The organism is Pallidibacillus thermolactis, from assembly GCF_025660415.1.
Classification (GTDB): Bacteria; Bacillota; Bacilli; order Bacillales; family Caldibacillaceae; genus Pallidibacillus; species Pallidibacillus thermolactis.
This window is the reverse complement of sequence record NZ_JAOUSE010000018.1, coordinates 38,099-49,361: the sequence shown is the minus strand read 5'-3', so window position 1 is coordinate 49,361 and position 11,263 is coordinate 38,099. Positions and strand designations below refer to the sequence as shown.

At 34.7% G+C, this 11,263-nt stretch carries 11 protein-coding genes; 1 reads left to right on the top strand and 10 read right to left on the bottom strand.

What is annotated here, in order from left to right; translation table 11 throughout:
• On the top strand, window positions 1–372 hold a 372-nt coding region (locus OEV82_RS07795; RefSeq protein ID WP_263061516.1), incomplete at its 5' end, for a transposase.
• Here OEV82_RS07795 and lysS read toward each other — a convergent pair.
• From lysS to tilS, 10 genes are all read right to left on the bottom strand, one after another.
• A complete protein-coding gene (gene lysS / locus OEV82_RS07790; RefSeq protein ID WP_173658341.1) occupies window positions 356–1,840 on the bottom strand; it encodes a lysine--tRNA ligase in 1,485 nt (494 codons plus the stop codon). The genes OEV82_RS07795 and lysS overlap by 17 nt on opposite strands.
• Before the next feature lie 194 nt (window positions 1,841–2,034).
• Window positions 2,035–3,036: a tRNA dihydrouridine synthase DusB gene (gene dusB, locus OEV82_RS07785; protein WP_173658340.1), complete on the bottom strand. Its 1,002-nt coding sequence runs from the start codon at window positions 3,034–3,036 to the stop codon at window positions 2,035–2,037.
• Window positions 3,037–3,048: 12 nt separating this feature from the next.
• Entirely contained in the window at window positions 3,049–3,567 is a 519-nt protein-coding gene (gene folK, locus OEV82_RS07780; RefSeq protein ID WP_263061515.1) for a 2-amino-4-hydroxy-6-hydroxymethyldihydropteridine diphosphokinase, read from the bottom strand.
• An 87-nt stretch (window positions 3,568–3,654) separates the two neighbouring features.
• Window positions 3,655–4,017 (bottom strand): dihydroneopterin aldolase, encoded by a 363-nt coding sequence (gene folB / locus OEV82_RS07775; RefSeq protein WP_173658338.1) that lies wholly within the window; start codon window positions 4,015–4,017, stop codon window positions 3,655–3,657.
• Window positions 4,018–4,147: 130 nt separating this feature from the next.
• On the bottom strand, window positions 4,148–5,071 hold the full coding sequence (gene cysK, locus OEV82_RS07770) for a cysteine synthase A (protein WP_263061514.1): 924 nt from the start codon (window positions 5,069–5,071) through the stop codon (window positions 4,148–4,150).
• A 110-nt stretch (window positions 5,072–5,181) separates the two neighbouring features.
• Window positions 5,182–6,063, bottom strand: a complete 882-nt coding sequence (gene hslO, locus OEV82_RS07765) for an Hsp33 family molecular chaperone HslO (protein WP_173658336.1) — start codon at window positions 6,061–6,063, stop codon at window positions 5,182–5,184.
• 63 nt (window positions 6,064–6,126) lie between these two features.
• On the bottom strand, window positions 6,127–6,891 hold the full coding sequence (locus tag OEV82_RS07760; RefSeq protein ID WP_173658335.1) for a type III pantothenate kinase: 765 nt from the start codon (window positions 6,889–6,891) through the stop codon (window positions 6,127–6,129).
• Window positions 6,892–7,062: 171 nt separating this feature from the next.
• Entirely contained in the window at window positions 7,063–9,075 is a 2,013-nt protein-coding gene (ftsH, locus tag OEV82_RS07755; RefSeq protein WP_173658334.1) for an ATP-dependent zinc metalloprotease FtsH, read from the bottom strand.
• A gap of 163 nt (window positions 9,076–9,238) precedes the next feature.
• Window positions 9,239–9,778: a hypoxanthine phosphoribosyltransferase gene (gene hpt / locus OEV82_RS07750; protein WP_173658333.1), complete on the bottom strand. Its 540-nt coding sequence runs from the start codon at window positions 9,776–9,778 to the stop codon at window positions 9,239–9,241.
• Window positions 9,779–9,859: 81 nt separating this feature from the next.
• On the bottom strand, window positions 9,860–11,242 hold the full coding sequence (gene tilS / locus OEV82_RS07745) for a tRNA lysidine(34) synthetase TilS (RefSeq protein WP_173658342.1): 1,383 nt from the start codon (window positions 11,240–11,242) through the stop codon (window positions 9,860–9,862).
• Window positions 11,243–11,263 lie beyond the last annotated feature (21 nt).

The following is an 11,263-nucleotide window of genomic DNA, read 5'->3' as shown; positions in this document are numbered from 1 at the left end:
CGTAAAGTTTATTGGAACCCTATTTACGAAGAAATAAAAGCAAAGACAAAAGCAGCCCTTGATGACGAACAAAAAGCAACACTTTATGCCAAACGTAAAGTAGATGTCGAAAGTGTGTTCGGTAACATTAAGGGCAATTTGTCGTTCACTCGATTCCGGTTGCGTGGAATCGAAAAGGTTGAAACTGAATTTGGGATTGTGGCTTTAGCCCACAATCTCCTAAAATTTGTAGGTAATATCAAGCTGTTTTCAGGAAAATGTAAAAAGAGCGAATTGAGAAACACAAGGATTTCTCAATTTCGCTCTTTTTTTGGGGACTTATTGGACAGCCCCTATATTAATCATCGTTTTTTAATTAACGGTGACGCATGAGTGGGAATAATAAGACATCGCGAATGGATGGCGAATTTGTAAGTAACATAACAAGACGGTCTACACCAATACCTAATCCACCTGTTGGGGGCATACCATATTCTAAAGCCTCTATAAAATCATCATCCATTAAATGAGCTTCATCGTTTCCTTTTTCCCGTTCTTTTAATTGTGCTTCAAAACGTTCTCTTTGATCAATAGGGTCATTTAACTCTGTAAAGGCATTGGCATGTTCACGACCTACAATAAATAGTTCAAAACGGTCAGTGAAACGCGGGTCTTCCGCATTTTTTTTGGCTAATGGAGAAATCTCAACAGGATGTCCATAAACAAATGTTGGTTGGATTAATTTCTCTTCAACTTTTTGCTCAAAGAATTCATTAATGATGTGACCAACTTCCATATGTTCTGTAATTTCTACCCCGTGTTCTTTTGCAAGAGCACGTGCTTCTTCAATCGTTTTCTCTTCCCAGAAGTCTACACCACAATATTCTTTAACTGCATCAACCATATGGAGTCTTTTCCATTTTGGCGTAAGGTCAACTTCGTGTTCACCATATTGAATTTTGGTTGTACCTAAAACATCTTCCGCAATATGTGCAATTAAATTTTCAGTTAAATCCATGATATCCTTGTAATCAGCATATGCTTCATATAGTTCGATCATTGTGAATTCAGGGTTATGTCTTGTCGAAACTCCTTCATTTCTAAACACACGACCGATTTCATATACTTTTTCAAGACCACCAACAATTAAACGTTTTAAGTGAAGTTCTAGAGCAATACGCATATATAATTCCATATCTAGTGCATTATGATGTGTAATAAATGGTCTTGCTGCAGCACCACCCGGAATAGAATGCATAACCGGTGTTTCTACTTCTAAGAAACCTAAATTATCTAAATAGCGACGCATCGATTGTATAATCTTACTACGTGCAATAAACGTATCTTTACTTTCAGGGTTAACAATTAAATCTAAATAACGTTGACGATATCTTTGTTCCACATCTCTTAATCCGTGGAATTTATCAGGAAGTGGACGTAATGACTTTGTTAGTATTTGAAAATCTTGAACTTTAATCGATAGTTCGCCAACTTTTGTTTTGAATAGGGTACCTTTTACACCTACTATATCCCCAAGGTCAGCCATTTTAAAGATTTCATATTGTTCTTCACCCACAGCATCTTTACGTACATATATTTGTAATTGGCCTGTTACATCTTGTAAATGAGCAAATCCAGCTTTACCTTTACCACGTTTCGTCATGATACGACCAGCAAATTCAATATTTATATTTTCGTTTTCTAACGCTTCTTTTTCTAGCTCTCCATATTTTTCAATTAATTCTTGTGCTAAATGAGTTCTTTCAAACCTTTTACCAAATGGATCGAATCCTTTTTCGCGTAACTCCTCCATCTTTTGTCTACGAACGATAAGTTGGTCATTTAATTCTTCATGACTCATCCAAAATCATCTCCAATTGTTTATTCTTATCTTCTATTATGTAACCAAACTTAAAAGTTTCATAACCTCAAAGTTGAAAATTTATATAAAGAAAAAAGCAAAACTGCCAGTATTGTACTGGCAGTAAAACATACCAAATTAATTATATTTTAAATATCAGCCTATTGTCAAACCCTGGAGGTTAAATCTAGTCGTTATACAGCTTCCTGTTCTAATTTTTCCTTTTCTCCTATCTCTTCTACTATTGTATCTAATATTTTTACAAGATCCTGTCTTTTCTCACAGCTGTTAATTGCATTACGGAACTTGCCACTTCCTCTAATCCCTTTCAAATACCATGCCGTATGTTTCCTCATCTCTTTAAGAGCTACTTTTTCACCTTTAAGATTAATTAACCGGTCCATATGCTTTTTACAAACTTCCATTTTTTCACGAATGCTCGGTTCTCCAGGCAAAACACCTGTTTCTAGATAATTTACTGTTTGATATATCATCCAAGGGTTGCCTAAAGCTGCTCGGCCGATCATCACTCCATCAACACCTATTTCATCCAGCATTCGTTTTGCATCTTGTGGTGTTTTCACATCCCCATTACCAATTACAGGGATTTTCACTGCTTGTTTTACATCACGAATAATATCCCAGTTTGCCTTACCATCATACATTTGTACCCGGGTACGACCATGGACGCTTACAGCAGCACCACCCGCGCGTTCAATCGCTTGAGCATTTTCAACTGCATAAATATGTTCATCATCCCATCCAATACGCATTTTAACAGTAACGGGTTTTTCAACAGCATCAACAACATAGGATACCATATCATATATTTTATTTGGATCTAGTAGCCATCTCGCTCCTGCTTCACATTTTATAATTTTATTTACTGGACACCCCATATTAATATCGATAATATCTGCGTTCGTATTTTTATCTACAAATTTAGCAGCTTCAACTAATGAGTCTTTTTCGCCACCAAAGATTTGTAGACTCAACGGGTGTTCACGTTCATCAATATACAACATCTCTAATGTTCTTTTATTACGGAAATTGATTCCTTTGTCACTAATCATTTCACAACATACAAGACCTGCGCCAAATTCTTTCACGGTTAAACGGAAGGCTGAGTTACTGACACCTGCCATTGGTGCTAGAACAACCCGATTTCCTATTTCAACGTCGCCTATTTTCCACATACTATTGCCTCCCTATATAAAGAGATTATCTATATTGAAATCTTGCTTTTCTCTCCATAAACGGACACCTGCTGATTCTGTTTGAGAAACAAGGGCTTTAACAGTACTTTTTACATTTGGAACAACTAATTCTTCATTAATTTCTGCAAGAGGCACAAGAACAAAGGAGCGTTCATGCATTCTTGGATGCGGTATAGTTAAATGATCTGATTCAATAACTTCTTGATTAAATATTAGAATATCTAAATCAATTGTCCGCGGCCCCCAACGGATTGTTCGTTTACGTTCAAGTTGTTTTTCAACATCCAGACAAGTTTCTAATAATTTATAAGGATTTTTACTTGTTTCGATTTCAATAACCATATTTAAAAAAAGATCTTGTTCAGTAAACCCAACAGGGTCTGTTTCATAAATTGAAGAAAAATCCCGAATTTCTATCAATTCTTTTTCCAACGCTTTAATCGCTCGAAATAAATACATCTCCCGTTTACCAATATTGGACCCAATTGATAAAAAAGCTCTATTTTTCATCGTACATCATCCTGATTATTATTTTAACCATAAAAATATTACCAATTATATTACATTGATCCTTATTAAATATGAACAATATAAAAATTAACTTCTTTTACGTGTAATTTCAATACTGACTGATTTATAATGTCCAGGGATAGGCGGATCTGGTTTTATTATTTTTACTGTACAGCTTTCAATTTTTTTATATTGTTCAAGGACTTTCTCGGCAATTTGTTCTGCCACGGTTTCGATTAATGAATAACTTTTCCCTTCCACGATATCTCTACATAATAAGTATAGCTCAGCGTAATTGACTGTCTCTGATAGATCGTCCGTTTTACCAGCTTTTGATAAATCTAGTTCAACCATTAAATCAACAATGAATCGTTGACCAAGTCTATTTTCTTCAGGTAATGCTCCGTGGTATCCGTAAAATTCCATTTGGTTCACATATATTTTATCCATAAAATATTTATAGCCTCCTGAATTAATAACTTGTTATATTTTATCAAATCCAAACACTAGCTTAAAGCAAACCTTATTTTTTAAACAAAAAAATCCCACGGCTTAAAACCATGGGACAAAACTGTAATTGCTATTCGAATTGATAAAGAGCTGTACTTAAGTAACGTTCACCATTATCCGGCACTACTGCAAGAACTTTTTTACCTTTTCCTAATTTTTTCGCTGTCTCTAAGGCAGCATGAATCGCAGCACCTGAAGAAATTCCACCTAAAATTCCTTCGTTACGAGCAACTTTTCGAGCTGCTTCAAAAGCCTCTTCAGTAGTTACCGTAAAAACTTCATCATAAATTTCCGTATTTAGTACTTTCGGAACAAAGTTTGCCCCGATACCTTGTAATTTGTGTGGACCTGGCTTTCCTCCTGATAAAATAGGTGAATCTTTTGGTTCAACAGCTACAATTTTTATATTTGGATATTTTGATTTTAATATTTCACCTGCACCTGTAATTGTTCCTCCGGTACCGATTCCAGCAACAAATGCATCTAATTGATCACCCATTTGTTCAACTATTTCAGGACCTGTAGTTTTTCTATGTATTTCTGGGTTGGACAAGTTTTCAAATTGTTGTAGCATAAAGTATCCCTTTTCTTTGGAAAGTTCCTCTGCCTTTTCAACCGCACCTTTCATACCAGCAGGTCCTGGAGTTAATACAAGCTCTGCACCATAAGCACGCAATAAGTTACGGCGTTCTAAGCTCATTGTTTCCGGCATCACCAGTACTGTTTTATAACCTTTAGCTGAGGCAACCATAGCAAGTCCAATTCCAGTATTACCGCTTGTTGGTTCAATGATTGTATCACCTGGTTTCAATATTCCTTTTTTCTCAGCATCTTCAATCATAGCTAATGCAATACGATCTTTTACACTACTTGCAGGGTTGAAATACTCGAGTTTTAAATATACTTCTGCAGAATTTTCATCAACAATATTATTTAATTTAACAATTGGTGTACGGCCGATTAATTCAGTGATTGAATTAACATAATTGGACATCCAAACCTCTCCTTTTTTCAAAACCCTAGTAATTTAATTGGTTTAATAGTATTTTATTCCTAAAAGATATCCTCTGTCAAACGATATCGTATGGAATATTTCCACAATTTCTATTTTTCTTCTGCAAGTCTTTTATATTCTTCCAATTCTTCTTTCGTGAATAAATATTTTTCATTACAAAAATGACATTGTGCTTCTGCCTGCTCGTCCTCATCTATCATTTCTTGTAATTCTTGTGACCCCAATCCAATCAAAGCATTACCAAACCGTTCCTTACTACAAGTACATTCAAACTCAACTGGGACGGTTTCTAGTACTTTTATATTATCTCCTAACAATTCTTCTAAAATTTCTTCAGGCGTCATTCCCTCACGAATCATTGTTGATATTGGTTTAATTGTGTTTAATCGATTTTCAATTTCCGAAATAGTTGAATCTGTTGCACCAGGCATAATTTGTATTATAAAACCACCACTTGCAAGGATTGTGTGGTCTGGATTAACAAGTACACCAACACCGACTGCTGAAGGGGTTTGCTCAGAAGTAGCAAAATAGTATGTAAAATCTTCACCTATTTCACCTGAAACAAGTGGAACTTGACCAGAAAATTTTTCCTTTAAACCTAAATCTTTTATAACCGTCAACATGCCGTTCGTTCCCACTGCTCTTCTAACATCAAGCTTCCCTTTTTCATTTAAATCAAAGTGTACGTGTGGATTAGCTACGTAACCGCGAACTTTACCATTTGCGCTTGCATCTACTAAGATAAGTCGAATAGGTCCATCGCCTTCAATTTTAACCGTAATTCGGTCATTGTCTTTCAACATCGTACCCATCATGGCACTAGCTGTTAACGTCCGCCCAAGTGCTGCAGAAGCGGTTGCCCATGTATCATGCCGTCTTTGTGCTTCTTTAACAGTTTCTGTAGAACGAATTGCATATGCCCGTACTTCCCCTTCGTAGCCTAATGCCTTAACGATGTAATCACTCATGTTTTATCCTCCATCTTCAATTCTTTGATAAAATATTCAACTTAAAAATAAGTACATTGTGTATTATTGGTTCTTTTTATAAATAAGTCGCAACCCTTTTAATGTTAATAAAGGATCTACAACATCAATTATTTTTGCTTCTTTAGCAATTAACTCAGCTAATCCCCCGGTAGCAATAACTGTAGGTTTTTTTCTTGCCTGTGATTTCATTCTTGCCACAATTCCTTCAACTTGTCCTACATAACCATACAAAATACCTGATTGCATAGCTTCGACCGTATTTTTTCCAACTATATTATCGGGAGGAACTAGTTCTATTCTTGGAAGCTTTGCTGTTCTTGTATATAAAGCTTCAGTAGAAATCCCAATTCCTGGCGCTATTGCACCACCTTGGTACCAACCATTTTCATCAATATAACAATACGTTGTTGCTGTTCCGAAATCAATAATGATGATCGGACTACCATACTCATTTAACCCTGCAATTGCATTAACAATTCGATCAGCTCCGACTTCCTTAGGATTTTCATATTTAATATTTAAACCTGTTTTCACACCTGGACCAACAATAAGCGGATCAACATTAAAATATTTTTTACACATCTTTTCCAGCGCGGTCATAATCGGTGGAACAACAGATGAAATAATAACTCCTGTAACTTCAGATGTTTTTCGTCCTTCATGCTCAAATAGAGACTTTATCAGTAAGCCGTATTCATCTTCCGTTTTAGAGCGATCTGTCGCTATTCGCCAAAAATATTTTAATTTATCTTTTTCGTATACACCTAATACAATATTTGTATTTCCTACATCAAGTGCTAATAACATATTTTTCACCAACTTTAGTAAATAGAGTGCACAAAAATATTAACATAAATTACATGAAAGCTAAAATATTTAACTTGATTATATAAAGATAAGGTTAAGCGGAGCAAGATATAAACATACTATATACACAAAAAAAGCAGGCATACAAGCCCGCTTTTTTCTAAATTAATCTTATTTTTTTTCATTGTTTTCGTCTTTATCATCGTCCTCAGACATTTCTTCTATATCTTCAGTTGATGATCTTTCGTTTTTATTAACAATACTTTGAGCAATATCTTCTTTACGAGAAATATTAATTTTTACATCAGATTTTGAATCCGTTGTTATTTCGTCATCATCATCTGCTAATTCCTCTGGAGGCAATGTACCATTTTTATAAATATAGCGAATTTGCTTAGCATCTAGTGTTTCAACTTTTAGTAATGCTTGGGCAATAGCTTCTAACTGTTCACGATGTTCAGTAATGATTTGCTTAGCTCTTTCGTAACATTCCCGAATTATTGCCTGAATTTCTAAGTCGATTTCATAAGCAATTTTATCAGAATAATTTTGTTCACTATTTAAATCTCTTCCTAGGAAGACTTGACCCCCGCTTTGACCAAATTGCATTGGTCCAAGTTTTTCACTCATACCGAACTCAGTAACCATTCGACGAGCAATATTTGTCGCTCTTTCAAAGTCATTGCTTGCTCCAGTAGAAACTCTACCGAAAACTATTTCTTCCGCAACACGACCACCTAAAAGACCGGTAATTTTATCTTTCAGTTCTTCTGTTTGCATGAAATAACGATCTTCTTTTGGAAGCATGACAGCATAACCGCCAGCACGACCACGGGGTACAATTGTTACCTTATGTACCATATCAGCTTCATCAAGAACAAGTCCAATAATTGTATGTCCACTTTCGTGATACGCAACAATTTTACGTTCTTTTTCAGAAATTGTTCTCGATTTTTTAGCAGGACCAGCAATAACACGGTCTGTTGCTTCATCAATATCACGCATATCAATTTTCTTTTTATTCGCACGAGCAGCAACTAACGCAGCCTCGTTTAATAAGTTTTCCAAATCGGCACCAGAAAATCCTGGCGTTCTCATAGCAATTGTTTTTAAATCAACGGATTCATCTAAAGGTTTATTACGAGCATGTACTTTAAGGACGGCTTCCCTTCCTTTTACATCTGGACGATCCACTGTAATTTGTCTGTCAAAACGACCTGGACGTAATAACGCAGGATCTAGTATATCTGGGCGGTTTGTAGCGGCAATAATGATAATCCCTTCATTAGCCCCAAAACCATCCATTTCAACAAGCAATTGGTTTAATGTTTGTTCACGTTCATCATGTCCGCCGCCAAGTCCTGCTCCACGTTGACGACCTACTGCATCAATTTCATCAATAAAGATAATACAAGGTGCGTTTTTCTTCGCATTTTCAAACAAATCACGAACACGAGATGCACCGACACCGACAAACATCTCAACGAAATCAGAACCACTTATAGAGAAAAATGGTACTCCTGCTTCTCCTGCTACAGCACGAGCAAGTAATGTTTTACCTGTTCCTGGAGGACCTACTAAAAGTACCCCTTTAGGTATTCGTGCACCAAGATCGGAAAATTTCCGCGGATCTTTTAAAAACTCTACTACTTCAACTAATTCTTGTTTCTCTTCATCCGCACCAGCTACATCTTTAAAGCGAACCTTTTTCTTGTCTTCGGTATACAATTTTGCCTTACTCTTACCGAAGTTCATCACACGGCCACCGCCGCCTTGGGATTGATTTAATAAAAAGAAAATAAAGAAGATCAAGATAATAAACGGAATCATGGATGTAAGTAATTGAATCCACCCACTTGTTTCTTTTGCCATTAATACCACAAATTCCGTTCCTTTTTCTTCTGCTAAAGTCTCAATTCGCTCAACAGCTGAAGGACTTGGTAAAACATTTACGGTAAATTGTTCATTTTCACTGTAACTTTTTAATTTACCCGTAATATAATAAACCTGTCTTTCTGGTTGGACTTCAATTGATTCAACATCACCATTTTCAAGATGAGTAATGAATTCATTATATGTCATTTTATTATTCGTTTCTTGTCCATTGGTAAATATACTAATAATACCAATTAGAACTAGCAAAACGAGTAAATAGAATACGGTATTTCTAAATATACGATTCATCCTTGACCTCCTCTCAAGGGAAAACAAAACTTATTAAATAGTAACATAGAAAAACAAATAATGACAAGAAAATAGGTTGATTTTAACACTTGAAAGAGAATATGAAACAACAGTTTCTAAGTATATATTAAATATATGTATTTTTTGTTTAATTACTCAATGATTAGTTACTGTACACTTCAGGTTTTAAAACACCGATATACGGCAAGTTACGATATTTTTCAGCATAGTCTAACCCATAGCCTACAACGAATTCATTCGGTATTGTAAAACCAAATAAGTCAGCTTTAATATCAATTTTTCTTCCTTCAGGTTTATCAAGTAATGTAACAATTTTAATTGATTTTGCTTTACGGTAATGGAACAAATTAACTAAATAACTTAAAGTTAATCCACTATCAATAATATCTTCAACAATTAAAATGTCTCTACCTTCTACAGAAGTATCAAGGTCTTTTATAATTTTTACCTCTCCTGAAGATACTGTTCCCTTACCGTAACTAGATACATCCATAAAATCAATTTCTAAATAAATATCCATCCGTTTAATTAAATCGGCCATAAACGGTAAAGCTCCTTTTAAAACACCAACTACAAGAGGAAAACGATCTTTATATTCTTCTGATAAAACACCTGCAATTTCTTTTACCTTTTCTTGAATTTCTTCCTCTGATATTAAAACTTTCTCAATATCTTGGTTCATTTCATTTGCTCCTCCTAGAAGTTATTAATTAAAGTTATCTGCTTTAAATTGTGTTATATTGTTAATATAAATTGGACTAATTCATTCATATTGTAAGAAAGTGGTACTTCCCTTCTTTAGATCCGATGCTTCATAAATGGATTTTTTTAAGCCCGGTACCCATAGTATGTTATCATCTTGGTCCGTAACAATCGGCCATTTGTCCCGATCTTGTTTCGGAATTTTTAAGTCGATAAAGAGCGATTTAATTTTTTTCGTTCCTACTCCTTTAATACGGATTCTGTCACCATTCTTTCGTGTTCTTACGTACAAAGGAAACTTGGTTTTGTTATCTAAAATAAAAATATCTGGTCCATAGGTATTGGGAACAATACCTTCTTTAAACACAAGTTGCCTTCCATTCGGTAAGTCAATCGACTCCCCTTTATACCATTTATAAAAATAAGGTTCTTTCGTTTGTTCACGGTATGTAAAAATGCAAAAATCATAGGAACGATAAACTTTTAATTTTTGGGGTAAATCAATTCGTCCAGAAGGTTTATTTTTATCCACCATCTCTAAAATAGATTCAATATGTATAGAAGTTAAATCTTTTGGCAATTTGCTCTTGTAAAGATAGTTTAATATTAGTTGAATACATCTTCTTTGTAAAGGAAATGGTGCTTTTTTAAGCTCAATTAAATTAACAGATAGGTCACCATTACATTCTTTATTTATTACCTTATTATATGTTTCTTTTGCTAGATCCATTAAAAATTTTTCATCTTCTAACATTTGTTCACTAAATTGCTGAAAATGGATATGAACATTTTTATTTTCTGATTTTAAAAATGGGAGAACATGATTTCGAAAGCGATTTCTAGTGTAAATATCTAGCTGATTTGTATGATCATATACAGGTTTGAGGTTGTTCCTTCGAATGTAATCTTCAATTTCTGCTTTTGTAACACATAAAAAAGGTCGAATGATCGTCCCGGAAGCAAAAGGTCGTTTAACTTGAATTCCTGCTGTAGCTTTTAGTTCAGAACCTCTGGTTAACCTCATGAGAATGGTTTCAATTTGATCATCTCCATGGTGTCCTAAAGCTAAATTTGGAATATTGTTCTTTTCCATGACAGACTGAAAAAAATCATATCGTAATTCCCTAGCGATTGCCTCCGTGCTACCATACTTTTCCTTTGATTTTTCGTAAACATTAACCTGTATACTTTCAAATGGGATATTCCATTCTTGGCAAATACTCTTTACATATAATAATTCCTCATATGATTGTTTTCCTCGAAGCATATGGTCCATATGCGCAACCGAAATGGATATATCATAATACTCTATATGCTTTTTCAAAAAATAAAGTAATGCTAATGAATCGGGCCCACCAGATACACCAACTAAAATAGATGAACCTTTTTGAATTAATTCATGACGACTTATGAACTTTTTTACTTTCTCTTCAAATTCATTCATTTCTTACTTCCTCATTTATCA

Excerpts from the sequence above, each read along its gene's own strand:
- lysS (WP_173658341.1), bottom strand. The coding sequence starts at position 1,840 with ATGAGTCATGAAGAATTAAATGACCAACTTATCGTTCGTAGACAAAAG.
- dusB (WP_173658340.1), bottom strand. The coding sequence starts at position 3,036 with ATGTGGAAAATAGGCGACGTTGAAATAGGAAATCGGGTTGTTCTAGCA.
- folK (WP_263061515.1), bottom strand. The coding sequence starts at position 3,567 with ATGAAAAATAGAGCTTTTTTATCAATTGGGTCCAATATTGGTAAACGG.
- folB (WP_173658338.1), bottom strand. The coding sequence starts at position 4,017 with ATGGATAAAATATATGTGAACCAAATGGAATTTTACGGATACCACGGA.
- cysK (WP_263061514.1), bottom strand. The coding sequence starts at position 5,071 with ATGTCCAATTATGTTAATTCAATCACTGAATTAATCGGCCGTACACCA.
- hslO (WP_173658336.1), bottom strand. The coding sequence starts at position 6,063 with ATGAGTGATTACATCGTTAAGGCATTAGGCTACGAAGGGGAAGTACGG.
- OEV82_RS07760 (WP_173658335.1), bottom strand. The coding sequence starts at position 6,891 with ATGTTATTAGCACTTGATGTAGGAAATACAAATATTGTATTAGGTGTA.
- ftsH (WP_173658334.1), bottom strand. The coding sequence starts at position 9,075 with ATGAATCGTATATTTAGAAATACCGTATTCTATTTACTCGTTTTGCTA.
- hpt (WP_173658333.1), bottom strand. The coding sequence starts at position 9,778 with ATGAACCAAGATATTGAGAAAGTTTTAATATCAGAGGAAGAAATTCAA.
- tilS (WP_173658342.1), bottom strand. The coding sequence starts at position 11,242 with ATGAATGAATTTGAAGAGAAAGTAAAAAAGTTCATAAGTCGTCATGAA.